Source organism: Cytobacillus sp. C11.1 (assembly GCF_058145115.1).
The window spans coordinates 2,904,622-2,930,777 of the sequence record NZ_CM176935.1; the positions used below are offsets into that span (position 1 = coordinate 2,904,622).

Sequence of the window (26,156 nt, forward strand, 5' to 3'; positions counted from 1 at the left end):
AAAGAGAGCAGACAATCCCCTGGGGTTAGCTGCTCTCTTTTTCATGTTTAAAGAACTTTTTTGATCTGAGATGCTACCTGTATATAGGAGCCAAACGTTTTCGTTATTGACCGAAAATAGAATATTCAAAAAATAAGTTTAAATCATATTTAGCAGGGTATTCGCTTATCAGAATCTGCCTTTTTCCAGAATTACACCATTAAGGATATCTCCCCCTTATTTTGTAAACAATAGTAACGTTCTGAAAGGAAGGGATGATTAAATTGGTTAAAAAAATGCCGCCGTTTTTGAGGAAATTGCGTTATTTTGGAAAGTCTGAGGACATTACCGACCATGCAACGGTTTCTCCCTATGATCGGGAAACAGAAAAAATCTACAGAAGGCGATGGCAGCACGATAAGGTAGTAAGGACAACTCATGGTGTAAACTGCACAGGTTCCTGCAGCTGGAAGGTTCATGTCAAGGATGGCATTATCACTTGGGAGACCCAGCAGACAGATTATCCGACGACGGGGCCGGATATGCCGGAGTACGAACCTCGGGGATGTCCGCGCGGGGCAACGTTTTCATGGTATACATATAGTCCCATCCGCATTCGTTATCCGTATGTGCGAAGCGCGCTTATCGAATTGTGGAGAGAAGCATACAAAGAGCATAAAGACCCCGTGGCAGCTTGGAAAAGTATAGTTAATGATCCAGATAAATCAGCACGATATAAGTCTGCAAGAGGGAAAGGCGGGTTTGTCCGCTCAAGCTGGGATGAGCTTAATACGTTGATTTCTGCTTCACTTATCCATACGATCCAGGAGTACGGTCCGGACCGCATCTTTGGTTTCTCCCCGATCCCGGCTATGTCGATGGTCAGCTATGCGGGCGGAGCAAGATTTTTGAATTTGATTGGTGCATCTCTGCTAAGCTTCTACGATTGGTATGCAGACTTGCCTCCAGCATCTCCGCAAATTTGGGGCGAGCAAACCGACGTACCGGAGAGCTCGGATTGGTACAATTCCAGCTATTTGATGGTGTGGGGATCCAACCTGCCGCAAACTCGGACACCGGACTCACACTTTATGGTGGAAGCCCGGTACCGGGGAACAAAAGTTGTGGCAATAAGCCCCGACTATGCCGAATTCGTCAAGTTTGCAGATAAGTGGCTGCCTGTACAGGCTGGCATGGATGGTGCCATTGCCATGGCCATGACACATGTTATTTTAAAAGAATTCTATGTTGATCAGCAGGTGGACTATTTTAATAATTATGTAAAGCAATATACAGATTTGCCTTATCTCCTGGTGTTAAAGAAGAATGGAGACTTTTATCAGGGGGACAAGTTTTTAAGAGCATCTGATATTGGCAGAAAAACAGAAAATGGAGAGTGGAAGACGGTCGTTCTCGATAAGAACACAAAGGAGTTTGCCATTCCAAACGGCAGCATCGGCCACCGATGGGAAAATAACCAGAGCTGGAATCTCCATTTAAAAGACAGTGATAATCAGCTGGATGGAATTGACCCGGTTCTCACCCTTAAGGGGATGGAAGATGAAGTCGTGATGGCTGGTTTTCCGTTTTTCGGAACAGAGAAAAAGGAAGTGTTAAAACGTGGTGTTCCCGTCAAAAAGTTTAAAAAGGACGGAGAAACCTATGTTGTAACCACCGTTTTTGATATGATGCTGGCCAACTGCGGGGTAAATCGTGATCTGCCGGGCGATTACCCAAAGGATTATGATGATCCAAAACCATACACTCCTTCATGGCAGGAAGCGATCACTGGGGTCAACCGGCAGGATTGTGCACAAATTGCCAGAGAGTTTGCTCAAAATGCAATCGATTCAAAAGGCAGATCGATGATTATTATGGGTTCGGGAATTAACCATTGGTATCATTCCGATATGATCTACCGAGCCATTTTGAATATGGTGCTGCTCACTGGCTGTCAGGGAGTAAACGGCGGAGGATGGGCACATTATGTCGGCCAGGAAAAGGTTCGGCCGCTTGAAGGCTGGCAAACCGTTGCGATGGCAAGAGATTGGGGCGGACCGCCAAGGCTCCAAAATGGAACCTCCTTTTTCTACTTTGCAACAGAGCAATGGCGCTATGACAACCAAATGTCGGATGAATTGATTTCTCCACTGGTGGATAAGCCGACTTACCTGCATCCCGGCGATTATAACGTTCTTTCTGCAAGGCTTGGCTGGCTGCCATCCTACCCGCAGTTTAATGACAATTCGATTAAAATTGCTGAAAAAACTGGGGCAACTGACAAGGATGAAATCATTCAATCTGTCGTAAAGCAGCTGAAGGAGGGAAAGCTGAAATTCGCGATTGAAAACCCGGAAGATCCGAAGAATTATCCAAAAGTGTTGTTTGTCTGGCGTGCCAACCTCATTGGAAGTTCAGCCAAGGGCCATGAATACTTCCTCAAGCATCTGCTAGGTACGCACCATGGAAATCTGAGTGAGCAAAATGAGGAAGATCTGACCAATGAGATCAGCTGGGTGCAGGAAGTGCCTGAGGGCAAGCTTGATTTGATGATCGATTATGATTTCAGAATGTGCGGTACTGGATTGTATTCAGATATTATCCTGCCTTCTGCTACCTGGTATGAAAAATACGATGTATCGAGCACAGACATGCATCCGTTCATCCATCCATTTAATCCGGCCATCACGCCTCCATGGGAAGCAAAGTCGGATTGGGATGCGTTCAAAAATCTGGCGAAGCGTTTCTCCGAGATGGCAGAAAAGTATTTCTCTGAACCGATAACCGATCTTGTAGCTACGCCGCTGCTGCATGATTCAAGGGATGAAATTTCCCAGGCTTACGGCAAAATTCCTGATTGGAAAAACAGTGACATTGAAGCACAGCCAGGAGTCAATATGCCGCGCCTGCATCTTGTGGAGAGAGACCTGACCAAGGTATACGACAAATATATTGCACTGGGGTCCAATGTAAAAGAATCGATCGGCTCCAAGGGAATTGGCTGGGATGCAGCCAAGGAATATGAAAAGCTGAAAGCCATGATAGGAACAGCTTCGCAAACAAAGGAATACAAAGACCTGCCAAGCCTGTATACGGACCGGAATGTGGCCGAGACCATCCTGACATTGTCAAGCACTACCAATGGTTCGCTGGCGATGAAGGCCTGGGGAGCACTAGAAAAGAAAACAGGATTGCAGCTAAGGGATTTGGCAGAAGAGAGGGCTGAAGAGCATGTGTCTTTTGCTGAGATTACTGCCCAGCCAAGAAAAGTAATCTCATCACCTGTGTTCAGTGGAAGTGAAACCGGAAATCGGCGCTACAACCCTTTTACGACAAATGTGGAACGGCTTGTGCCATGGCGGACATTAACCGGGCGCCAGCATTTCTATATGGACCATGATTTGATGCTTGAGTTTGGAGAAGAGCTTCCGAACTTCAAAGCGCCTCTTCATAAGCTCGCATTCTATGATCGTGACCATGAGCCTGCAGGCAAGGGAAATGAAATTACGTTAAGCTATTTAACACCGCACTTTAAATGGTCGTACCATAGCACATATGGAGATACACTGCCGATGCTGACTCTTTTCCGGGGAGGGCCGCATGTGTGGCTCAATAATGAGGACGCTGCGTCTGTCGGCATTGAAGATAATGATTGGATTGAGATGTATAACCGGAACGGAGTGGTAGTGGCCAGAGCAGTAGTCAGCCACAGAATGCCTAAAGGAATTGTGTTCATGTATCACGTTCAGGAACGTTATATCAATGTACCTGGTTCTCCAATCACCAAACAGCGCGGAGGTACTTTCAACAGTCCGACAAGAATCCATGTGAAGCCTACCCAAATGATTGGCGGCTATGCTCAATTTAGTTACGGATTTAATTACTATGGACCAACTGGGAACCAGAGGGATGAAAAGGTGGTTATCCGGAAAATGAACAGGGATGAGGTGGATTGGCTTGAAGATTAAAGCGCAGTTCGGGATGGTTATGAATCTCGATAAATGCATCGGCTGCCATACTTGCAGTGTGACTTGTAAAAACACCTGGACGAATCGTCCGGGTGTGGAATACCAATGGTGGAACAATGTTGAGACGAAGCCAGGAATCGGCTACCCGAAAGAATGGGAAAACCAGGAGCTGAGAAAAGGCGGATGGGCACTGAAGAATGGCAAGCTTGAACTGAAGGCCGGCGGTCGCGTCAATAAATTGCTCAATATTTTTTACAATCCGGACCTTGCTGAAATTGATGACTATTATGAGCCATGGACATATGATTACGAAAACCTTATCCAAAGCCCTGAAAAAAAGCACCAGCCGGTGGCAAGGCCAAAATCGCAGCTGACAGGCGAGTATATGGATATTCAATGGGGACCGAACTGGGAGGATGATCTGCAGGCGTCCATGTAACCGGACTGAAAGATCCGAATATGGCGGGGTTGGATGATCAAATAAAATTCGAATTCGAACAGGCTTTTATGATGTATCTGCCGCGGATTTGCGAGCACTGCATGAATCCTTCCTGTGTGTCATCCTGCCCATCAGGAGCAATGTACAAGCGGGAGGAAGACGGGATTGTGCTCGTCGACCAGGAAGCATGCCGCAGCTGGCGGTTCTGTATGACGGGCTGCCCATATAAAAAAGTCTATTTTAACTGGAAAACCCACAAAGCAGAAAAGTGCACATTCTGTTATCCAAGAATTGAAGCAGGGCTGCCAACCGTATGTTCGGAAACCTGTGTCGGCAGGCTTCGCTATATCGGGATAGTTCTCTATGATGCTGATAAAGTGAAGGAAGCGGCATCTGTGCTGGATGACAAAGATTTATATGAAGCACAGCTTGATATGTTCCTTGACCCCCATGACCCTGAAGTGATTAGGGAAGCGAAAAAAGAAGGTATTCCGGATGATTGGATCGAAGCCGCGCAAAGATCGCCAGTTTATAAAATGGCAGTGGAACAGCGAATCGCTCTTCCGCTTCATCCTGAATATCGCACGCTGCCAATGGTTTGGTATGTTCCTCCGCTTAGCCCATTTGTGAATGCGTTTGGCGGGCAAATTGATGATTTGGATCCAAACATTATTTTCCCAACCATTAACCAGTTCAGAATTCCAATTGAGTATTTAGCTAATTTATTCACAGCGGGGGATACAGAAGTGATAAAATCTGTGCTTAAAAAGCTGGTTGCCATGAGGACGTATATGCGCCAGGTGAATCTTGGAAAAGAACCGGATACAAGCGTTCTTCATGCGGCGGGAATGACAGAAGAAACAGCGCGTGATATGTATGAGCTTTCTGCCATTGCCAAGTATTCTGACCGTTATGTGATCCCTGCTTCCCATAAGGAGAGAACAGGTGATATGCACAATATGCGCGGAAATGTTGGCTTTGATGATTTGGCCACAGACTGCAATTCCTGCAGTGTAGGTACTGAAAGAGATCCGCTTTACTATTATGGCGAAGAATATTGGAGTGATTTGGATGAATCAAAACCAAGCGGTTTATAATTTAGCATCTGTTCTGCTTCAGTACCCGTCCAGTGAGTGGGAGGACTATTTGCAGGAACTTCACAAAGAGGCCGAATCCTTTGAAGACAAAAAAATAACCGGCTATATGAAAAGGTTTTTGGACTATCTGGATAGTGCTTCTTATGAGGAACTCTGCCAGAACTATGTGCTGACATTTGATTTTAATGAACGCAGCACCTTGTATTTAACCTATTCAGTGTTCAAGGATAATCGAGAAAGGGGTCCGGCGCTGGTTAAATTGAGACAGGAATTCAAGGAAGCAGGGGCAGAGCTTGAAAGTGATGAGCTGCCTGATTATTTGCCGCTTATTTTGGAATTTGCCGCCATTACAGAACCTGAGAAATCGGCTAAAATTCTGAAGCTCCATTTCAGGCCGATCGAGCGACTCTGCCTGGAGCTCGAAGCTCTGAACAGCCCATACCACTTCTTACTTGCAGCTTGTGTGGAATGCATTAAAAAACTTCGTATGTCTGAACAAATTGGCAAAACGGATGAAAGGAGTATCATATGAACAGCCTGGATCTGTTTTTATGGGTAATCTTTCCTTATATATGTCTGACCATCTTCGTCCTGGGGCATATTTACCGTTACAATACCGATCAGTTTGGCTGGTCGGCGAAATCAAGTGAATTTCTTGAAAAAAGAAAACTCAAATGGGGGAGCATCCTCTTCCATTGGGGGATTATCTTTGTTTTCTTTGGCCATGTTGCGGGTGTTTTGATACCGAAAATTGTCTACGATACTGTGGGCATCACAGAGCATATGTACCATTTTGGAGCAGTCTGGTTCGGGGGTGCGGCCGGAGTCATTTGCGTGATCGGAGGCGCATTGCTTTTCTTAAGGAGAGTATCTGTTAAGCGAATTAAAGTAAATAGCCAATTTAAGGACTGGCTATCGCTCGTTATGCTCGGCGTAGTTGTTATCGTGGGCTTTACGAACACAGTCGGCTATACCGCATCAGGCGGGGATTTCGATTACCGGGTCACCATTGGCCCGTGGTTTAGAGGCCTATTAACATTCAGGCCTGATCCTGCCTACATGATTGGTGCGCCTATCGGCTTCCAGGCCCACGTCCTTCTGGCATTTGTACTATTTGCCATTTGGCCATTTACCAGGCTGGTCCATGTCTGGAGTTTGCCTTTGGCCTATTTGAAAAGAAAGTATCTCGTATATCGGAGAATGTCTCCTGTTAAAGATCAAAATGTGACAAAACGCTAATGGAATAAAGAGCAGATAGGGGCTGCATTCGAAAACAGCCTTTGGCTGTGTTGAAGCTTGATATGGTTCAGAGATGTGTTGTTAGGAGTGCATATCAACACTCAAGATTAACACAGCTTTTCCATTAAAAAAGGAGGAGTCTTTGTTGGCTGGTCCAGCGTTAAAAAATCATTATTCACACCAATCCATCCATGATGGCTATTACACGGAAGGCCGTGACCTAACAGAAGTGCTTGTTAAATTGCATAGTGAAAATAGAGAGAAAGAGTGCGCGGTTGCAGCTGATGCACTCGTTGAACATTGGGAAACAAGAACAATTGCCCACGCCGATTCAGAAGAGGAAGGCTTTTATCAGGAAATGATGGAAAAGAAGCCGGAATTAAAAGAGGAAGTCATTAAGTTAATACGAGATCATGATTTATTAAGAATGCTTGTTTCAGATGTCAAAGAGAGGCTTCCTCGTGACGGTGTAACAGAAGAAGTGATTGATCGTTTTAAGACGATTCTTCTCTTGGTGGATATACACAATCATGCGGAAGAAAGAGTATTATTTGGAAAAGAAAATAAGGAATATTTGAAGGAATTACAAGAAGATGATGAAAGAACTGCATCAGGCCAATAGTGCGGGAATAAAAGGGGTGTCCCAAAAGCATAGTTTTGGACACCCTCTTTTTTCCAAAAAAAAGCTTTATAAAATTGGCCTGTTGATTTCCGCTCCAGGGACTCGCTTTCCGCGGGCGGTCCGGGAGCCTCCTCGGTGCATTCGCACCTGCGGGGTCTCCCGTTGACTCGCTTCTCCCGCAGGAGTCTCGCCCCTTCCACTCCAATCAACAGGGTGCAAGAATCAAAATCAGCAAATAAATTAAAGTAAAAAAGAAGAAAATCATCCTCAAAATAAAAATTGACTTAAAAGGAGGGTCGTTACTTAACGACCTTTTGAGTCAAACCTTTTGAGACACCCTCTTTTTATTTCTTTGAAATATCGCTAAACATGGCTACATGCAGTTTTGGTTCATCCGCATCATTTTTAATTGTACTGATTGTAAGCCATTCAAGAAAAATTTCTCCATTTTTCTTTTTGTTCCAGATTTCGCCTTGCCAATAGCCATTTTTACCGATTTTCTCCCACATTTCCTTATAAAAATCTGGCTTGTGTTTGCCTGACTGCAATATGGCAGGCGTTTTGCCAACAGCTTCTTCAGCGGTATATCCAGTAACCTTTGTGAATGCAGGGTTCACTTTTTGAATAATTCCTTTTAAATCGGTAATCATCATCCCAGATTCTGTGCTCTCAAGTACCTGATTGGATAAGCTGAGCTTGTCCTGGTAATACAGCCATACGACAAGGATCAGGCTGGCAAGGGCGAATTCGGAGAGAGCCATAAAGCCAATTGCATAATGTCCCGTCCAGTCAAATAAAATCGTTAAGATGATAGGTGGAAAGAAACCGCCAAGCCCTCCCATTGCTGCTACAATACCGTTCACAATACCTGCCTGTTTGGAAAAATACATCGGTACAAGCTTAAAGATGGTTCCGTTACCGATTCCTGCACAAATCGCAACACCCAGGCAGCCAACCGTATAAATTGGCAGGGAGGGTGTAAAGGAGAGCAGAAAACCGCCGAAGGTTAATCCGGAAAACACCAGCATTAAAATGATAAACGAATTAAATTTATCTCCAAGCCATCCTCCGACTGGGCGCAAAAAGGTAGCAATGGCAATAAATCCAGCGGTTCTAAGGCCGGCATCTACTTTATCAAGGCCAAAATGGTTCACTAGAAAATTTGGCAAATAAATAGTAAAAGCCACAAACGAACCAAAGGTGATGAAATAAAAAAGACTTAGAAGCCACAACTTTGGATTTCGGTATACACCTATTATCTGCGCACCCAGCGAAACTTGGACTTTCTTTTCCTTTCTGTCGCCAAGCAAAAAGTTAAGTATGGCAATGAGGGCCAATAAAATGAGGAACAATTGAACCGTTAGCCTCCATCCAAAGCTGTTTGCCAGCACTGGAGCCATAAATGCAGTGATCGCAGTACCGATATTTCCGGCACCATAAATTCCGTTTACAAAGCCATGCCGTTCTTTGGGATAATACTTCGGCAGGGAGGTGACCCCGACGGAAAACACCGCTCCTCCAATTCCCAGGAGCAAACCGCCAAGAATCAGCGTCATCATCGTACTTGCTGAGCTGATGACAAATACAGGAAGAATCAGAACAATAAAGCTAATTGTGAAAATGGGCCTGGCGCCATAACGGTTCGTCCAATAACCAATAGGAACCCGCAGCAGTGAACCCAAAATCACCGGAATGGCAGTCACTAGTGCTACCTCACCTGAGCTAAGGGGGATATCGGACTGAATATAAGGCATGAGCGAGGACAATATTACCCATACCATAAAGCCGACAACCAAACTGGAGGTCTGCAGAACTAATTGGAAGCTTCCTTTTTGCATAACGATCTCCTTTCAAGAGAATATGATTGCAGTAGATAGACGAATAAACGATGGGAGTAATATGTAGGAAGGACCTATTTTTAAAATACCCAAATGTTTGTCGGTCAATCAGAATATAGGAGAAAAAACAGATAATTACAATCGCTTGAAACAGAACGAATGATTAAGAAATGGGACATTTACTAAGATTTTGAAATGGGGTTACGAAAACAAAACGGATAGGGCCGGCGGATCAGTTTTTCAACTGCTATGGAAAAAGCTTTATAATCCATCTGGGGTAAAATTTATCTATATCATAAGGAGCTTTATTCACATAATTGCGATATCCCGCATACAGGGGTATTTAAATAGGGCATAATACTAAAAAAATTCTCCTTTCAAGGAAGAAAACGAAATAAGGAATTGTTTATGATAGGACTTCTGGTTTCAATTATTATACTTAACCTTATTGCATTTAAGATTAATAAAAGAATTACTCCAAGTCAGATTGTCCAAATTTGGACTTTCACGATTGCTTTTCAGCTGCTTTTTGATTTAATCGTGGAGTTTAAATATCAAAGCTATTGGTATTTTAGTCCAGGAGTTGAATGGCAAGGAATACTGCCGCGAAGTATGTTGATTCCGCCGGTTAATTTAATCTTTCTGAACTGGTATCCTTTTACAAAAAGTATACTTAAAAAACTAATATATCTGTTCTTCTTTGTGTTATGCATGTTGCTTTATGAAATGGCAGCTTTGCTTCCTCAACCTTGGGGATATTTTAATTATGGATCTTGGAAGATATGGTATTCGATTATGATTGATCCCTTTCTTTTATTAATATTATTGGGATTTTATAAGTGGATATGCTGGCTGGAAACGAAAAGTGAGGGTTGGAATAAACCTTAAATTCTAAAATAGTATTCAGAAGGTCTATTTTTTAAACGCTCATTGCAATAGAAATTAATGAATTGGTATATGAGCCCTTTTTGAAAAACGGATTGAAGGTGGTAAAGATGTGTATTGGTTCCCTTATTTAGCATTGGCCATTAATCTTATTGTTATCTGGTTTATGCCAAAGCGTTTATCAAATAAAGAAGTATACATAACTTGGTTTGTTGTCGCACTTATCAATTTGAGTACGGATGTCGTTTTGAGCTTATACTTTAGACTGTATGAATTAAATGCTGGAGGAGTCCAGCTTGGCGTCCACTTCATTGAGTTAACACTTGGTGCATCTTTCGGGATTATTTTCCTTAATTTTATGCCCATGCAGCTACGGCATTTTTCTTTTTACCTCGCAGCGTGGCTCTTATTTTCTCTCCTTTTTGAAATTACCCTTGTGCACTTGAAGTTTATTAATTACTTTAGCTGGAAATGGTGGTACTCGGCTCCTTACTATTTAGCAGCATTTTTATTCCTGCGCTGGCATCTTCACTATATTAGATCGGATAAATAATTTAGAAAAAGGTTTGCATATCCAATAAGATAAAATGAAAACACAGCAAAACAGTTTAATGGAGGAAAACTTTGGTACTATGAATATGAAGAAAATCATCAGAATCTGTTATAGAAATGAGCTTTTTTCATTGTCAGGTGGCAAACTAGAAATTTCTTTTGTGCCTTTTTCGTATATTTCATGCCGGGCTGATCTGTTTTTAAAAAGCTTTCGTGCATCGCGGACTGCTGCCTCACGTATGGCTTTCAATATATTCATTTTTTCATCACCACTATAGAATTATGCGGAAAAAGGTTTACATGTTCAACTGGGGCGGGAGTTTTAATAAAGAATTTGATAATATGAATAGAAATAGGAGTATAATTCACTATGTCTTAAGTTACGCCATTTTAATGTTCTAAGGAAATGCAGAAGAAGCCATGAACTTTTCACTAAAGCTGATTCCTTACTAACTAGAAATGGATATGAATATCACGGCAGCTTATCAAGAAATATGGAGATGATTTAATGAGTAAATCGAAGGCCAAAAGCGGAACAGGCAGAGGAACAGGAAAGAAGGGCTGGAATCGCTGGCAAAAGAGTGCAAACAAAGCCAAAAGCGCAAAACCTTATAAAAGCAAGGGTGTAAAACATGGGGAGAGCACACAGTCGGCAAGCGGCAGCAGAAATGACAGCATGGATAAAAAGTGAGTGCCGAATAATCCGGTTTAATTGCGAAAAAGCTGCAATTTAATAAAAATCCTGGCCATACATGCGGCTGGGATTTTTAATTTGGCTCTTTTCTAAAAGATTGTTTTTTTTTAATAGAGTTCCTAAATAAAAACATTGATAAATAAGTTTGGTTGGAGCGCAAGGTGCGAGACTCCAGCGGGAGGAGTGGGACAGGTGAGACCCCACAGGTGCCGCGCACCGAGGAGGCTCACCGCCCGCCACGCGGAAAGCGAGCAGCCTGGAGCGGAAATCAACCACTCCTCATTACTTGTTTAAAAGCAGCAAAGTTTGCGAAAACAGCCTTTAATTTTTATGAAACCTTTTTAATAAAGAAATCGTATTAAAAGGAAATTTTAATTCTTCTATAAAAGGATTGTAATAAAGAAACGATGTCCCTGGTAAAATTTCATAATTTAAATCTTTAACAGAAAGGAATTTAGGTGATGGAACAATTAAAGCAGAAAATTCTCGAGCTGGAGCTAAAGCTGCTTAAACCTGAAATCCGTACTTCTCCTAAAGAGATTGATAAGCTGCTTGCGGAAGGTTTCTTTGAATTCGGAAGCTCAGGGAACGTCTGGTATAAAAAAGATTGCATTGTACCAGAAGGAATCGGAGTGATGAAGATGACTCTTTTCGAGTTTGATCTTCACCCATTATCAGACGATACAGTGCTGGCAACCTATCGAGTAAGGGACGATACCAGAATGCAGAATTCGTTGCGCAGCTCTATATGGAAATTCATCGATGGCAGATGGCAGATGTTTTTTCATCAGGGAACGATCATAAAAACCTAACTTGATTGGAGGCGGTATCTTGGGCAGGGAACTCCATTTTGGCGAAGAAGAACTTACTTTAAAGTTAACGGGTCTAACAGCATATTTTGCTCTGAAGCGGAAAATCATTATGCCCTACTACATGATCAAAAATGTTGCGGTTGACTATTTTCAAGCTCCCCAATGGATGCTGAGGATGCCCGGTACTTCAATTGCTCCATTAAACATATATGAAGGCAGCTATAAATACGGGAATGATTGGTATTTTCTTTCCTATGAACGAAGAGAGCCGGTAATAATCATTGGTCTGGAAGGCCATGTGAAATATAAATATGTTATTTTTCAAATCGACCAGGCAACTAATTTAGCTGCTGAGGTTCGGAGACGAATAAATGAGTTAGATACTTAAGAAAGGCGTCCCCTCTATAATGTATTGTGGAAGATATGATGCCCGATTCCCATTGGTTTTTTCAGAAGAAATTTTTGCTTATGTATTAAATATAGTGAGTCTTAGTATCGTAAAAGGTATTTATGTTGGTGAAAAAGAGGAGGGTTTTTTATGGATGTGGGCCAAAGTTATTTAAACATTGTAGTGAACAGGTTTCAAAGTGTGAAGAATCTTGGCGATAAAACTATTAAACAGCTTTCGGCTGAAGATTTGAATTGGGCCTATAATGAGGAATCTAATAGTGTGGCGGTGATAATAAGGCATATGAGCGGCAATATGGTTTCAAGATGGACTGACTTTTTAACAACAGATGGTGAGAAACCGTATCGAAACCGTGATGAAGAATTTTCAACAGCTAATGCTCTAAAGGAAGAGCTCATTCAAAATTGGGAAAGAGGCTGGCAAGTGCTTTTCGCCACATTAGATGGTTTAACTGAACAGGATTTAATAAAGAATGTTCAAATTCGCGGTGAAAGTCATATAGTTATAGATGCCATTGAAAGGCAAATGGCTCATTATGCATACCATGTTGGGCAGATTGTCTATATTGGCAAGCTTTTAAAAAATGAGAAGTGGGAAAGTCTGAGTATTCCCAGAGAGAAGTCTGAAGAATATTTGCAAGATATGCTGGATAAACACCAGAACAAGTAATTGAGCTAAAAGATTGGATTACTGTGGAAGCTCTTTTATTTCTTAAGTAAGGAAAAATTTGTATGGTAACATTTACGAATAGGGAACTACGATCCTGAATGAAGCATATATAAAAAAGAGCTGACGGAAATGTCCATCAGCTCTTTGCTTTTTATAATTTAACAACTTCCAAATAATGCAGCTGGTGCCCGTCTTTTTCATGTACTTTAAATGTAAAGCCTTCAGCTTCAATGGCAGTTCCGATATCAGCGTCATCCATGTGCTGAGTCAGGAACCATCCGCCAATTGTATCTACATCTTCGTGGTGAAAATCTGTCCCAAGCAGATTGTTAACATCCTCAATCAGCAATTTGGAATCCAAAATATAATGTTGATCATTTAATTTTCGAATTTCAGGGACTTCATCTTCGTCAAATTCATCCCGTATTTCACCGACGATTTCCTCCAGGATATCCTCAACAGTTACTAATCCGGAAGTGCCGCCATATTCATCGATAAGTATCGCCATGTGTGTCCGTTCCTTCTGCATTTTGACAAGCAGGTCATGTATTGGAATGTTTTCAATAACATGGATGACGGGATTAATGAACGAATCCAAATCCAAATTTTCAGGCTTTACTCTGTTTGTCAAATTGGCTGTCAAAAATTCCTTCACATTAACGAAACCGCGAATATTATCTTTGTCGCCCTCTTCCACAGGGTATCGCGTGTAATTTTCAGATTGAATCGTGTCGATGATTTCTTTAAAGTTGTCGTCAATGGAAATCGTGATCATTTCCGTCCGCGGGACCATGATTTCTTTTGCTACTCTTTCGTCAAATTCAAAGATATTGTTCATGTACTTCAATTCATTCTTATTAATTTCACCGCTTTTATAACTTTCCGATAAAAGGATCCGGAGTTCTTCTTCCGAATGGGCGATTTCATGTTCGGATGCCGGCTTTAAGCCGAAGAGGCCAACAAGGACACGCGCCGATCCATTCAAGAACCAGATAATGGGATAGGCAATTTTATAAAACCATATAATCGGTTTTGCAAATGCCAGGGTAACAGCTTCTGCCTTTTGAATAGCAACCGTTTTGGGAGCAAGCTCCCCAATTACAACATGAAGGAAGGTTACAATGGCAAAAGCAATACCAAACGATAGTAAATGGGTAACCGATTCATTCAGCTCAAAATACTCAAACAATGGGTGTAAGAGCTTCTCGACAGTAGGTTCGCCAAGCCAACCAAGTCCTAATGCAGTCATGGTGATTCCCAGCTGGCAGGCTGATAAATATTCATCTAAATGAGATACGACTTTCTTGGCAGCTGTTGAGCCTTTTTTTCCTTCAGCAATGAGCTGATCGATCCTCGAACCACGGACCTTTACTATGGCAAATTCAGTTGCGACGAAAAATGCGGTTAATGCTATTAATAAAGCAATCAGTAATAAATTTATGGTTGTAGTCAACGAGCAGTCTTACATTAAGTAAGACTTACACCTCCTAAAGATTGGTTAAAGTTTTGGTTCCCTGCACAATTTCAGTGCAGACGTATTCATTAGCTCAGCAATAAGAGCAATGACTGAATTAATGATAAGCTTTCGTTTGATAATTTCTTTTTAAAGTGTTCATATTTATTTGGATCAGATTCCTTCAACTGAGAAAGAGCCTTAGTTACATCCTTCTCCAAATCCTGTATCTTTAAGCGGAGTTCAAGTACATCCACTTCTTCAGAAAATTGGCTAATCACCATATTTTTAATTTCCTCTAATGATAATCCATCATCTTTACATTTTTCAATAAAAGCAATACGTTCGATAGAGGAGTAATCATAATAGCGGTAATTTGAAGGTGAACGTTCTGCTTTTAATAAGCCCAGTGTTGTATAGTAATCTATTGTTCTCTTCGTAACATTAGCTTTCTCAGCCAGCTCCCCAATTCTTAACTTCTCAGCCCCATGAAGACCCCTCCAAACTATAACGTGATGGTTATCGAGTTAATTATACACGTATGGGTGATAGGCTAGCAATAGAAATAATTGTTAGCGTTTGACCTTTACTTCAAGTTCTAAGTAGACCTGTGCAAATCCTGCTAAGGCCAGTGTTGGGTAATGTTTATATGAGTTGCCATTTTAATCAAAAAAAACCCGCACTGCGAAACAGTGCCGGTTTAATTTATTAGTTTACTTTCAGTTCTTCTCTTTTTTCCTCAGTTTCAGCCACAATAACAGCGCATGCAGCATCACCGGTAATATTGACGGCTGTACGAGTCATATCAAGCAGGCGGTCTATTCCGATAATTAAAGCAATACCTTCGACCGGCAGGTTAACTGAATTCAGGACCATAGCCAGCATAATTAGGCCGACTCCCGGTACACCAGCAGTACCAACGCTGGCAAGAACGGCTGTTAGGACAACAGTGATAAGCTGTGTGAAGGTGAGATCCACGTTGAATACCTGTGCAATGAAGATCGTGGCAACACCCTGCATAATAGCTGTTCCGTCCATATTGATTGTGGCGCCGAGCGGCTGGACAAAGCTGCTTATGGACTCGGGCACTTTCAGGTTTTTCTGGGCGGTGCTCATGGAAATCGGCAAAGTGGCGTTACTGCTGGATGTACTAAATGCAACACCCATTGCAGGTGCAAAGCCTTTAAAGAACCATAAGGGACTCTTCTTTGCAAAGATGGCTACTGAAGTTCCATATGTCAAGATGGCATGTATAATAAGTGCCAGTACGACAACAATCATATAAAGGCCCATTGCTTTGATGGCATCAAGTCCCTGGCTGCCGACAGCAGAAACAATCAAACCGAAAGTTCCATATGGAGCAAATTTCATTACCAGATTAACAAGATACATCATTAGGTCATTGCCTTGTTCAATTAAATTCAATATTCCTTTTGTTTTGTTTCCCAGCATGGTTAGGGCAAAACCGACAAATACAGAGAATGTAATAATCTGAAGCATATTTCCTTCAGTGAAAGCTTTTACTGGATTGGTTGGAATTATATTTAATAGTGTGTCAGAGACAGGGGGAGCTTCCTTTGATTCATACTCCACATTGGTTATATCAAATTCTCCAACATTTCCTGGCTGGATCACTGCTGATAGGGCTAAACCTATCGTAATGGCAATTGTTGTCGTAACAAGGAAGAATGTGATCGTTTTAATCCCGATTCGTCCAAGTTTTTTCGGATCGCCAAGACCTGCAGTTCCTAGTGTGATAGAAAAGAAAACAATTGGTACAACCAGCATATTAATAAGGTTTAAAAAGATCTTTCCAAGCGGAGTAAAGATAAATTGGTCGAGCTGTGGGAAAATGCCAGGTGCAAAAATATTAATTAAGAGACCTGTTATACCGCCAGCAATCAAGGCAAGAATAATTTTTGTTGATAACTTCATATTTTTTCCTCCAATGCTAAAAATAAACAAATAAATAGAAGGGCCAGGATTTTTATTTCTTCTATAATGGCCATAATTCAGAAGAATTCCCTTAAAATTGGCAACAAAAAACACAGAGGCAAAAACCACTGTGCAAAACTGCCGTGTTTTCCTCTCAACACGCTTACGAGGTTAGCTGCCGGATTCGGGTCTTGAGAGTACCCTACCTTAAAAAAGGATTCACCCCATATACTTATGAAATAAGTACAATTGGTTCCCCCGCTCAAAAGATTAAGCGAATACGTATAAAGTTTTTATTATATAAGGTTTTTGCGAAATGTTTAGTTTAAAGGCTTTTCCCGTTCGAAGGTTAAAACTATTTCTATTGTCCTGATAGTAATTTAATATGAATCTTAATGTTTGTCAATTTATAAAACAAAAGTTAAACCTATTTTCCTATAATGATCTGTGTAAAATCCTAATCTTAGAAAAGGCAGCTCAAATTAAACTTTATTAGTTCATAATGAGGTGCTTCCCAATGAAATATTTATTTTTAAAAGTTCAACCATCTTAATAATGGATGCCTATTCTTGTCTTTGATTTTCACATCTTTCATAATTACCTGTTCCTCATGCTCTGAAAGCCACTTTTTTAGTTCTGCCTTGTCCTTACAATGTGTATAATACATTTCTCCATTTTTGCCTGTTGCGCTAACGACATATCTGCAAGTATTTCCCATAATACACCCTTTTTCAATTGGCTTTGTTAAACTTGCCTGTTGATTTCCGCTCCAGGCACTTCGACGCTCCTCGGCGACTAGCGCCTGTGTGGTCTCCCGTTGACTGGCTTTTTCCGCTGGAGTCTCGTGCCTTCGGCTCCAATCAGCAGGGGGCTAAAATCAACATTTAGCTTTAACACAGCTTTTCATATAATATCTTAGAGAATTATAACAAGTATTTGCAGAATGTCTACATTTCTTTTAAAAGTATTTTGGGGATGTTTATCTTTTTAAGTAAAAAAGGAAGTTTGCAGGAAAAATAGAATAAGAAAAAAGAAGAAGATAAAATTCTGTAAAAGGGATACAGGAAAATCGCAACTATTTTTGCAAAATAATAAAAAAAGGAGATGCCTGAAAGGACAGGGCATTTACTAACTGGCAAGGAGGGAGAGGTAAATGGGGTATTGGGTTGGTCTTGCATTTTGGTTATTGACTGTGAGTTCTATACTTTTCTTGATTGCTGGTGTACTAAAAAAATCGAAAAAATTACTTGTCATGAGCAGCGTAATGCTTGTCTTGCCGTCACTATATTTCTGGGGTGCAGAGAATGGCTTTAGATTATTAGGCCTGGCACCACTTTTTCCTCTATTTATCGCTAATCGCTTAACCAAAGGACACAGTTATTAAGCGAGTATATCTGTAAATTAGGTAAAGGTCACGACCGTCTTTTGGCGATTATTTTTTAAAAATTAATATCTATTGATTAATGAATGAATGCCCTCTTGCAAGGGCATCTTTTTATAAAACATCATTCAATTCTGTATCAGAATACACGGAGATTAAGACCACGGCTTTTTTATTAGTAACATTTTTGGCAAAATGCGGAACACTTGCGTTCCAGCTGAAGGAATCGCCTGCTTCAACAATAAATGAATCTTCTCCTTGTTCCGCCATAATTTTTCCCTCTAGCACGAGATGGCATTCTTCTCCTTCATGAGCATGCTGTTCCCCCATGGATGCCCCGGGCGGGAATTCAACGATCATCATCCTCAGGCCGCCTTTTGACGTTAAATGTTCTATCTTTAGGTTGTTAAAAGTTGAAGTCGCTCTTTCTTCTTTCCTGACGACCTTCATATGCTGTTTCTTCTCGAGAAGCAAGTAGGGAAGCGGGACGCCAAGAAAATCTGCAATCGTACTCAAAGTATTAATGGAAGGGGACGTATTATTATTTTCCACATTGCTGATAAAGCCTTTCGATAAACCAGTCCCTTCAGACATTTGCGCAATGGTGATTTTTTTGCGATTCCTGATTGCCCTTATCTTTGTTCCAATGTCCAGTATAATCACCTCAAAGGTTTTCTAATAAAAAACATATTTATATATTAGCAAAAAAATAATTGACAATCTAGAGGTAATCTTGTTATCTTATAAGTAATTAATATTCATAAAGGGAAACATTTATTTTTTTGTGAAGTTGTTTTCTAATATGAATATTTAGTTTCTATAAAAATTGCAGGTCTTGTAAATTAAATGAAGCTCTGCATACATTTTTATGTGAGCTGCAAGATACTAGCCCAAAAAGGAGGAATAACACGATGATGCCATCATTTTTTATTGCGCACGGAGCACCATTGCTGGCGATTGAAAAAAATATATATACTCAATTTTTGCAATCCTTAGGCGTTTCATTGGAAAAGCCCAAGGCGATTATTCTATTTTCGGCCCACTGGGAATCAGGTTTGCAAAAAGTAAGTGATGTGGATGAGTTTGAAACCATTTATGATTTTGGCGGATTTCCGGAAGAATTATACCGGATTAAATACAGTGCTAAAGGTAATAAGGAAGTCACAAAAGAAATTACAGAACTATTCACGAAGCAAGGGATTGTTTTTGAAGTGGACAAAAAGCGAGGCTTGGACCACGGTGCATGGGTCGTTCTTAGAATGCTTTATCCTAAGGCGGAAATTCCGGTCATTTCCATGTCTGTAAACCCAAGACTTATACCCGAGGAACAGTATAAAATTGGGAAGTCTTTGGCTGCATTAAGGGAGGCGGGAATGATGATCATTGGAAGCGGAGGCACGGTTCACAACCTTGGTGCAGTGAACATGTTCAAGAACAATGGATCCGTCGACAGCTGGGCCCTTGAATTTGATGAGTGGCTTGAAAAGCATATTAACGACTGGGATTTGGAATCTTTATTCAACTACAAATCTTTGGCACCAAATGCGGATATCGCGGTTCCGCCATATGGCAATGAGCACTTCATTCCGCTTTTTTATGCAATGGGTGCAGCTGATCAAGAAAAATCAGCCACACTATTGCATCGCAGCTACCGATACGGAAATTTAAGCCACAGTGTATGGCAATTTGGAAAATAAAAAATTGGAGGATATGAATATGGAAAACAAATATGAAGTAGGTACATTTATTTTACGCGTAGTTTTAGGATTAACATTCTTTGTACATGGTTTGGTAAAGTTTCAAGGCGGAATTGAAAACACAGCGGGATGGTTTTCAAGTATTGGCCTTCCAGGATTCCTGGCAACAGTTGTAGCAGGTATTGAGCTTATCGGCGGAATTGCATTAGTACTTGGTTTATTCAGCAGAGTGGTTTCTGCATTATTTGTCTTACTGATGGCAGGTGCCATTATTAAAGTGAAATTAGCGGGAGGTTTCCTCGGCAATGGTCAGGGGGCCGGATATGAACTGGACCTTGCTCTTCTTGCAATGGCTGCGGCCATTGCAATCACTGGTTCAAAATTATTTGCATTGGATCAGCTGGTTTTTAAAGGGAAAGAGAATAGCGATTCTGTTTCGGTTAATTAATATAATTTGAAAAAAGGTCTGTACTCCAATCAGGAGGGCAGACCTTTTTTGTGTTAAATACTTACCAATATATAAAAGTTAACAATTAACTCGTTAGGGTATTAATTATTACAAGTCACTAAAAAGAAAGGAAGGTTTATTAATGGAGCCATTTGATCACCAGAGAGAAAATGACAGGAAAGGATCAAAAGGAAAAGTGCTTATGGCAGGCATCATCGGTGCTATTATCGGTGCGCTATTCATATTTTTGATAATCCCTTCTTTGTCAGATGTCGAAAAAGCGAATGATAGTCTGGAAGAGAAAAATCCCTTAAAGCAAACCGAAAAAAACGTTAGTGCTGCTGAAGAAGGGGATGGGGAGTCAAACTCGATTACAAAAGCTGTAGATAAAAGCATGGACGCCGTCGTTAGTGTTATCAACTATCAGGGCGGTGATATGTGGCAGGGAACAGAGCCACAACGTGCTGGTTCTGGATCGGGTGTCATTTATAAAAAGGAAGATGGAAAGGCCTATGTGGTGACAAATCATCATGTGATTGACGGGGCGAGCACAATTGAAATCAATTTAAGCAATGACACCAAGCTTCCGGCTAAATTGCTTGGTTCAGATCCGCTTCTAGATCTAGCCGTTTTGGAAGTGGATAGCGAAAAGATTGAACATGTAATAGTAATTGGAAAATCAGAAGACTTAAAGCCAGGGCAAACTGCTATTGCGATCGGAAACCCGCTCGGTTTTCTGCAAGGGACTGTCACAACGGGAGTCATCAGTGCACCAGACCGCACGATGCCAGTTGATGTAAATCAGGATGGTATGGTGGATTGGCAATCAGAAGTCATTCAAACAGATGCATCTATTAATCCAGGCAACAGTGGTGGTGCATTAATCAATATTAATGGCGAGCTAATTGGGATTAATTCTTCAAAAATAGCGATGGAAGGTGTTGAAGGGATCGGATTTGCCATACCGATCGATGTGGCAATGCCGGTTTTGGAGGATTTCGAAGAATATGGCGAAGTAAAACGCCCATACTTAGGGATCATTCCAATCAATTTAGCCGATATCCCATCACAATACTATCAGAAAAAATTACAGTTGCCTAAAGAAATTACTGACGGCGTTATTGTAAGGCAAGTGGAACCATCTTCGCCATCGGGGCAAGCAGGCCTTCAGCAATATGATGTCATTGTAAAGCTCGATGGGGCAAAAGTTACAAATGTGATAGAATTACGTAAATTTCTTTATACAGAAAAAGAAATTGGCGATAAGGTAGAGGTAACCTATTACCGCGATGGAAAGAAACAGACTGCGATGATAACACTAGAGGAAGAAAAATCGTTGGTTCAGCAATAGTTTTTTAGAGTCAAAAGTATATTTTGAGATGAACATAATAGAATCTAGCCTGAAACGGGCTGGATTTCTGTTATGAAATGAATTTTCATTGGAATATTGGACGTATCTTCACTTGTGAATAGTTTTCTCTGCACATAAACAGATTTCTCTGCGTATAAAAAAAATTCTCTGCACATAAAAAAATTTCTATGCGTATATGAAGATTTCTCTACACAAAAAAATACTTACTTGAACCAGATGATGTTCTCGCATAATTATTTTTCTTTGCTTAGATAAAGGATTTTGACTCCCTTTAATGGAATCTTAAATAGGTGCCAAATTTTTTGAGGAGGGGTCCTATGAAAGTTATAAAAGAAAACCGTGAATATGGAATTTTTCTTCTGGATGATGGATATTCAATTGTCCATCCAGCTTGACCAGAAGGAATTTGGAACATCGGGGATGTTCGTGATATTGAAACAAGAAGAAGACTGTCTGATGAAGAGGTTGAAAAATACATGGAATTAATCGCACCTCAGTTGCCCTGGCGGCAGGCTAAGGAGGAACTTTGGAGAAGCTGTGCCTCACTTGGTGACGCAGGCACAAAAGAAAAAGAACAAAACATACAAAATGCAATCTTGAAACAAGGAACAGATATTATCTAATTAGGTTAGGCCAGAATGTTTTAATGACGTTCTGGTCATTTTTTATAAGAATTCTTAAAGATTAAGAGAGGAGAATGATATGCATCCTCCGCCCCATTTTAACAGAAGGCCTAATCATGGCCTTCTGTTGGAAAGTCCATCCTTATAATCTTTTCAAAAACACATAACTGACCTTGTCATAGTTGCTTCTTTCCATTCCTAAGGATTGTTTAGTTCTTTGATTATAGCACCTGCCATGATTTACCTCTCCTTTGCATGTTACGGTGATGCAATATCTATTTGCAGAAAATTAGCTTACATCTTAAACTTTAAATTTACTAGCCTTTCTCCGTAAAACCGTTATAAAACCATCCAAAACATCATGGCTGACTTGGAATCCCTTATGTTTATAAAACTCCAGGGCATCTGTGTTTCCATTTGAAACATAGATAAAATAGTCCTCCACATCCTCATATTCACTTAACCAATTCATCGACATATCGAAAAGTTTTGATCCAATCCCATATTTCCTGTACCCATCTTTAATAAAAAATTGAGATAAACACCCGACATTCTGTTTTCTGACTGAAGATACATCAAAAAAGGTAGCAAAGTCATTCGAATATGCTTCTTTAGGAGAAATATTGGAATAGACATATGCCACAATTTCTTCATCATCTTTTACGACTGCAATATAGTTATGTAAGGCTGCTTTTACAGAAGGAACCATCCTAGTCTCAAATCTCATATTGTCAAATAGCTCGGGTTTTATGAAAGCTTTGGATTTCTGAAAGGCCATTAGCTCGTTGCACAACTCCCGGCAATACTCGATTTTATCCTCTGTTAAGATTTCATATTTCAAGTTCATCTTTTTCACCCCTTATCCATCATTTTATTTGGAATATAAACATTAGTCCAAGGAAAATTGGACTATCATTTTGACATTATAGAGGATTATCATCATTAGAAGAGAATTTAATTAAGAGAAAATCTAAAATGAGGGATACACTTGATTAAGGAAATTGATATCAGTAATCGAAAAGCGGCTGAAGAAGTTTTAAGCGTTCAAATCCCGTCTTATAAAGTTGAGGCTGAACTCATCGAGTGTTCTGATATACCTCCATTAAAGGACACCGTTGAAACACTGCAAAAATGCGGCGAATCCTTCTTCGGCTACTATATGAATAAGGAGTTGTGCGGAGCAATCTCCTTTAAAGAAGAAAATAACACAGTAGATATACATAGACTAATTGTACATCCCGATTATTTTAGAAAAAGAATTGCCCAGCAATTATTGGATTTTATTCAATGCAGAAAAGGCATAGAAAAGATGATTGTATCAACTGGCTCTAAGAATACGCCGGCTGTAAATTTTTATAAAAAAAACGGATTTAAAAAAGTGAAAGATATAAAATATAATGAACATCTATCTATTAGTTCATTTGAAAAGAAAGTATCTCGAAAGCGGTAAGGGATTGTTTATTTCTAGAAAAGCTGCAGAGATTGCTGTATATGCCTAAGTGGCTCCCGTCAAATTCAGTTTAATAAAAAGAAACAAATCATTTTGCGGGAATAGTAATTTATAAATCAATATTTATAGGGGGGAATATATGAGTTCATTAACATCCGAACAAGTGGAAAAGGCAATTGAAGAGAAGGAAAAGGAACTGATTCGGGTAAAAGAGGAATTAACGGTATTAAGAAAACAGCTTCCTTCATTCACGGTAAAAGATTACATACTAACCACTACAGAAGGAACTAAGATTGCATTGAGCGAGCTGTTTGGAGACAAACAGGAGTTAGTGGTTATTCATAATATGGGAAAATCATGTCCATACTGTACTCTTTGGGCAGATGGATTAAATGGTTTTACAAAGCATATTGAAAATAAAGCATCCTTTGTTTTAACAAGTCCGGATGACTACCAAACACTAGGCCAAATTTCGAAAAGCAGAGGCTGGAGCTTTAATTGTGTATCAACGGAAGGAACGGCTTTTAAAGAAGACCTCGGATTTAAGGATGAAAATGGCCATGTACTTCCAGGAGTCTCAGTTTTATTGAGGAATGAAGACGGCAGCATTCACCATTATACAAAAGCTGCGTTCGGCCCAGGTGATGATTATTGCAGCATCTGGTCATTATTTGAGCTCCTGCCAGGTGGAAGTGGTGATTGGGGTCCGAAAAATAAATACTAAATGATAGACCGATTAAAGGGGCGTTACTTCTAAAATAGAAGTACGCTTCTTTTTAATAATCTCCGTTACTCCCTAAAATAATTGGTTAAATATGTTAAAATTGAAGAAGGAGGGCGTTCTGGTTATATAGAAAGCAACTAAGGAAGGATCTATAATAATTTGGCGAAATAATTGAGGAAGGAACGGAGGAATTGCAGTCATTAAAACAGCAATTCACCTTTTCAATAATTGTTGCGCTTGCTTTGCTTTTGTTTATCAGTCTTTTTCTTATACCGAATTTAAGGGTGATGGGGAGTTTTATTTTCCAAGATTCCTTTTAGAGTGCAGGGAGGAGCAGCTAAATGAATTTTAAATTAATAGAAGCTATCGAGATCCTGGAGCGTACACCGCAAACCTTGGAATGTTTTTTAATAGGGGCATCTGAGGGTTGGATGAAATGCGATGAGGGGGAAGGCACCTGGAATGCTACTGAAGTGATTGAGCATCTCATCGAGGGTGAGAAGAATAATTGGATTCCAAGACTGGAATTTATTCTTAAGGAAGGGGCTGGCAAACCATTTCCCCCGTTTGATCGGTATGCCCACTTATATGAAGTGGAAGCTAAAACGATTAATGAAAAGCTGGCGGAATTTAAAATCATTCGAACTAAAAATATAGCTAAGCTTAGGAGTTTAATAGATCCGGATATTCACTTGGAATTGTCAGGCACACATCCTGCATTTGGGGTTGTAAAGGTAAGGGAATTAATTTCTACATGGGTTGTGCATGATTTAACACATATTTCACAGATTACAAGAGTCATGGCCAATAGATACAGAGCTGACGTTGGACCTTGGATTCAATATTTAGGGATCCTGAAAAGGTAATGCTGACTAACAGAATTCCGCAAAGTAGGGGGATGAACATGATTGTTGATTGCCATTTTCATTTGGATGAAACAATGCTGACTCTGGAAAAAATGATAGAAGGAATGGATAAAAATAGAGTAACGAAAACAGCGCTGATTCCCCCTATGAATGAAACTATGTTTGAAGCAGATAGCACTTTTCAGCATAATCTACAGCGCTTATTCCGTTTTCTCATCCTAAATGTTCCGCAAATTGGGCTAAAGATTTATGATGGTCTTGTTGATGAAGGCTATTTAAAACTCTATGGCAATACATACAAGATTTTCTCCAAGCCAAACAATGAGCTTGTCGCAGCTGCTATTGATCGGTATCCAGACCGTTTTCTAGGCTGGGCAGCAGTTAATCCAATGATACCCGAATCACTGAAAGAGGTGGAATATTATCTTAGTAAACCCGGCTTTATTGGAGTAAAAGCTCATCCGTTCATGCATCAATATCCCATAAGGGCTCTTGATCCAGTTGCAGCGATGTGCCAGGCAAAAGGCATCCCGATGATTATTCATTTGTCTTCAGAACCGGACTCCTATAAATATTTACCTGAAAATTATCCAAAACTTAAAATAATATATGCTCATGCAGGCCTTCCATATTGGAAGAAACTTTGGAAGTACATTATGGAAAAGCCAAATGTATTTATTGATACATCAAGTGACTATCTTAATCCCTCCATTGTAAAAATGGCAGTGCAAACCTTAGGATACCGCAAAATTCTTTACGGTTGCGATGGGCCATATGGAATGAAGGAATTTAACCAATATGACTATTCGGCAAAGAAAAGCTGGATTGCATCACTTAAGATTCCTGATAACCAAAAGGAATACATTCTTGGAAGAAATTTTTTAGGAATTATTAAGCCGATGTAAATCTTTCCCCTTCAGCCATTTTTGGGACCAAAACCTCATGTATCCTTACATTTTATTCCTTTATACTTGGAGAGAATTGTGACTTTTTCGAAAAGAATA

26 protein-coding genes, 2 pseudogenes and 1 riboswitch are annotated in these 26,156 nt (G+C 40.3%); of the genes and pseudogenes, 21 read left to right on the forward strand and 7 right to left on the reverse strand.

The window, feature by feature from the left end; translation table 11 throughout:
• Positions 1–263 precede the first annotated feature (263 nt).
• From AC3ZVC_RS14475 to AC3ZVC_RS14495, 5 genes and pseudogenes are all read left to right on the forward strand, one after another.
• The gene (locus tag AC3ZVC_RS14475) at positions 264–3,947 is read left to right on the forward strand and encodes a nitrate reductase subunit alpha (protein ID WP_490063927.1); all 3,684 of its coding nucleotides are present in this window, start codon (positions 264–266) and stop codon (positions 3,945–3,947) included.
• Positions 3,937–5,483 (forward strand): annotated as a pseudogene (gene narH / locus AC3ZVC_RS14480) (nitrate reductase subunit beta). Before AC3ZVC_RS14475 ends, narH begins: the two are co-directional and overlap by 11 nt.
• The gene (gene narJ / locus AC3ZVC_RS14485) at positions 5,458–6,015 is read left to right on the forward strand and encodes a nitrate reductase molybdenum cofactor assembly chaperone (RefSeq protein WP_490063928.1); all 558 of its coding nucleotides are present in this window, start codon (positions 5,458–5,460) and stop codon (positions 6,013–6,015) included. The pseudogene narH and the gene narJ overlap by 26 nt, the downstream one beginning before the upstream one ends.
• A complete protein-coding gene (gene narI / locus AC3ZVC_RS14490) occupies positions 6,012–6,722 on the forward strand; it encodes a respiratory nitrate reductase subunit gamma (protein ID WP_490063929.1) in 711 nt (236 codons plus the stop codon). The genes narJ and narI overlap by 4 nt, the downstream gene beginning before the upstream one ends.
• 145 nt (positions 6,723–6,867) lie before the next feature.
• Complete coding sequence (locus AC3ZVC_RS14495) at positions 6,868–7,344, forward strand: hemerythrin domain-containing protein (protein ID WP_490063930.1); 477 nt, start codon at positions 6,868–6,870, stop codon at positions 7,342–7,344.
• A 344-nt stretch (positions 7,345–7,688) separates the two neighbouring features.
• Here AC3ZVC_RS14495 and AC3ZVC_RS14500 read toward each other — a convergent pair whose 3' ends face one another.
• On the reverse strand, positions 7,689–9,182 hold the full coding sequence (locus AC3ZVC_RS14500; protein ID WP_490063931.1) for a nitrate/nitrite transporter: 1,494 nt from the start codon (positions 9,180–9,182) through the stop codon (positions 7,689–7,691).
• A gap of 408 nt (positions 9,183–9,590) precedes the next feature.
• On the opposite strand from AC3ZVC_RS14500, the gene AC3ZVC_RS14505 reads away from it, so the two are divergent.
• From AC3ZVC_RS14505 to AC3ZVC_RS14530, 6 genes are all read left to right on the forward strand, one after another.
• The gene (locus AC3ZVC_RS14505; protein ID WP_490063932.1) at positions 9,591–10,070 is read left to right on the forward strand and encodes a hypothetical protein; all 480 of its coding nucleotides are present in this window, start codon (positions 9,591–9,593) and stop codon (positions 10,068–10,070) included.
• A 109-nt stretch (positions 10,071–10,179) separates the two neighbouring features.
• Positions 10,180–10,620: a hypothetical protein gene (locus AC3ZVC_RS14510; protein WP_490063933.1), complete on the forward strand. Its 441-nt coding sequence runs from the start codon at positions 10,180–10,182 to the stop codon at positions 10,618–10,620.
• 507 nt (positions 10,621–11,127) lie between these two features.
• Positions 11,128–11,310, forward strand: coding sequence for a DUF3934 domain-containing protein (locus tag AC3ZVC_RS14515; protein ID WP_214723300.1), 183 nt, complete (start codon positions 11,128–11,130; stop codon positions 11,308–11,310).
• A 464-nt stretch (positions 11,311–11,774) separates the two neighbouring features.
• A complete protein-coding gene (locus tag AC3ZVC_RS14520; RefSeq protein ID WP_490063934.1) occupies positions 11,775–12,125 on the forward strand; it encodes a nuclear transport factor 2 family protein in 351 nt (116 codons plus the stop codon).
• A 19-nt stretch (positions 12,126–12,144) separates the two neighbouring features.
• The gene (locus tag AC3ZVC_RS14525) at positions 12,145–12,513 is read left to right on the forward strand and encodes a hypothetical protein (protein WP_490063935.1); all 369 of its coding nucleotides are present in this window, start codon (positions 12,145–12,147) and stop codon (positions 12,511–12,513) included.
• 150 nt (positions 12,514–12,663) lie between these two features.
• The gene (locus tag AC3ZVC_RS14530) at positions 12,664–13,203 is read left to right on the forward strand and encodes a DUF1572 family protein (protein ID WP_490063936.1); all 540 of its coding nucleotides are present in this window, start codon (positions 12,664–12,666) and stop codon (positions 13,201–13,203) included.
• Positions 13,204–13,354: 151 nt separating this feature from the next.
• Here the strand turns inward: AC3ZVC_RS14530 and AC3ZVC_RS14535 are convergent, their stop codons facing one another.
• From AC3ZVC_RS14535 to AC3ZVC_RS14550, 4 genes and pseudogenes are all read right to left on the reverse strand, one after another.
• On the reverse strand, positions 13,355–14,656 hold the full coding sequence (locus tag AC3ZVC_RS14535; RefSeq protein ID WP_490063937.1) for a hemolysin family protein: 1,302 nt from the start codon (positions 14,654–14,656) through the stop codon (positions 13,355–13,357).
• Positions 14,657–14,745: 89 nt separating this feature from the next.
• The gene (locus AC3ZVC_RS14540) at positions 14,746–14,940 is read right to left on the reverse strand and encodes a hypothetical protein (RefSeq protein WP_490063938.1); all 195 of its coding nucleotides are present in this window, start codon (positions 14,938–14,940) and stop codon (positions 14,746–14,748) included.
• Between the two features lie 57 nt (positions 14,941–14,997).
• Positions 14,998–15,165 (reverse strand): annotated as a pseudogene (locus tag AC3ZVC_RS14545) (MerR family DNA-binding transcriptional regulator); the annotation flags it as partial.
• Between the two features lie 199 nt (positions 15,166–15,364).
• Positions 15,365–16,591 carry a dicarboxylate/amino acid:cation symporter gene (locus tag AC3ZVC_RS14550; RefSeq protein WP_490063939.1) on the reverse strand — a complete coding sequence of 409 codons (1,227 nt, stop codon included), beginning with the start codon at positions 16,589–16,591 and terminating at the stop codon, positions 15,365–15,367.
• 146 nt (positions 16,592–16,737) lie between these two features.
• Positions 16,738–16,878: riboswitch (cyclic di-AMP (ydaO/yuaA leader) on the reverse strand.
• An 866-nt stretch (positions 16,879–17,744) separates the two neighbouring features.
• Here AC3ZVC_RS14550 and AC3ZVC_RS14555 point away from each other — a divergent pair.
• Positions 17,745–17,975, forward strand: coding sequence for a hypothetical protein (locus tag AC3ZVC_RS14555; protein ID WP_490063940.1), 231 nt, complete (start codon positions 17,745–17,747; stop codon positions 17,973–17,975).
• 111 nt (positions 17,976–18,086) lie between these two features.
• On the opposite strand, the gene AC3ZVC_RS14560 is transcribed toward AC3ZVC_RS14555, so the two are convergent.
• Positions 18,087–18,626, reverse strand: a complete 540-nt coding sequence (locus AC3ZVC_RS14560) for a helix-turn-helix domain-containing protein (RefSeq protein ID WP_490068935.1) — start codon at positions 18,624–18,626, stop codon at positions 18,087–18,089.
• A 257-nt stretch (positions 18,627–18,883) separates the two neighbouring features.
• On the opposite strand from AC3ZVC_RS14560, the gene AC3ZVC_RS14565 reads away from it, so the two are divergent.
• The 5 genes from AC3ZVC_RS14565 to AC3ZVC_RS14585 all read left to right on the forward strand — a co-directional run bounded on the left by AC3ZVC_RS14565 (position 18,884) and on the right by AC3ZVC_RS14585 (position 22,112).
• Positions 18,884–19,669 (forward strand): DODA-type extradiol aromatic ring-opening family dioxygenase, encoded by a 786-nt coding sequence (locus tag AC3ZVC_RS14565; protein WP_490063941.1) that lies wholly within the window; start codon positions 18,884–18,886, stop codon positions 19,667–19,669.
• 19 nt (positions 19,670–19,688) lie between these two features.
• Positions 19,689–20,117 (forward strand): DoxX family protein, encoded by a 429-nt coding sequence (locus AC3ZVC_RS14570; protein WP_490063942.1) that lies wholly within the window; start codon positions 19,689–19,691, stop codon positions 20,115–20,117.
• A gap of 142 nt (positions 20,118–20,259) precedes the next feature.
• Positions 20,260–21,468: a S1C family serine protease gene (locus tag AC3ZVC_RS14575; protein ID WP_490063943.1), complete on the forward strand. Its 1,209-nt coding sequence runs from the start codon at positions 20,260–20,262 to the stop codon at positions 21,466–21,468.
• Between the two features lie 366 nt (positions 21,469–21,834).
• The gene (locus tag AC3ZVC_RS14580; protein WP_490063944.1) at positions 21,835–21,975 is read left to right on the forward strand and encodes a hypothetical protein; all 141 of its coding nucleotides are present in this window, start codon (positions 21,835–21,837) and stop codon (positions 21,973–21,975) included.
• Positions 21,966–22,112: a hypothetical protein gene (locus AC3ZVC_RS14585; protein WP_490063945.1), complete on the forward strand. Its 147-nt coding sequence runs from the start codon at positions 21,966–21,968 to the stop codon at positions 22,110–22,112. The genes AC3ZVC_RS14580 and AC3ZVC_RS14585 overlap by 10 nt, the downstream gene beginning before the upstream one ends.
• Before the next feature lie 301 nt (positions 22,113–22,413).
• Here the strand turns inward: AC3ZVC_RS14585 and AC3ZVC_RS14590 are convergent, their stop codons facing one another.
• Complete coding sequence (locus AC3ZVC_RS14590; RefSeq protein WP_490063946.1) at positions 22,414–22,959, reverse strand: GNAT family N-acetyltransferase; 546 nt, start codon at positions 22,957–22,959, stop codon at positions 22,414–22,416.
• Positions 22,960–23,100: 141 nt separating this feature from the next.
• Between AC3ZVC_RS14590 and AC3ZVC_RS14595 the strand changes: the two genes are divergently transcribed.
• The 4 genes from AC3ZVC_RS14595 (at position 23,101) to AC3ZVC_RS14610 (ending at position 26,057) form a co-directional block, all read left to right on the forward strand.
• Positions 23,101–23,562, forward strand: coding sequence for a GNAT family N-acetyltransferase (locus AC3ZVC_RS14595; RefSeq protein WP_490063947.1), 462 nt, complete (start codon positions 23,101–23,103; stop codon positions 23,560–23,562).
• A gap of 139 nt (positions 23,563–23,701) precedes the next feature.
• Entirely contained in the window at positions 23,702–24,286 is a 585-nt protein-coding gene (locus AC3ZVC_RS14600; protein ID WP_490063948.1) for a DUF899 family protein, read from the forward strand.
• Between the two features lie 341 nt (positions 24,287–24,627).
• Complete coding sequence (locus AC3ZVC_RS14605) at positions 24,628–25,152, forward strand: DinB family protein (RefSeq protein WP_490063950.1); 525 nt, start codon at positions 24,628–24,630, stop codon at positions 25,150–25,152.
• Between the two features lie 38 nt (positions 25,153–25,190).
• Entirely contained in the window at positions 25,191–26,057 is an 867-nt protein-coding gene (locus AC3ZVC_RS14610) for an amidohydrolase family protein (protein ID WP_490063951.1), read from the forward strand.
• The last annotated feature ends 99 nt before the right edge of the window (positions 26,058–26,156 follow it).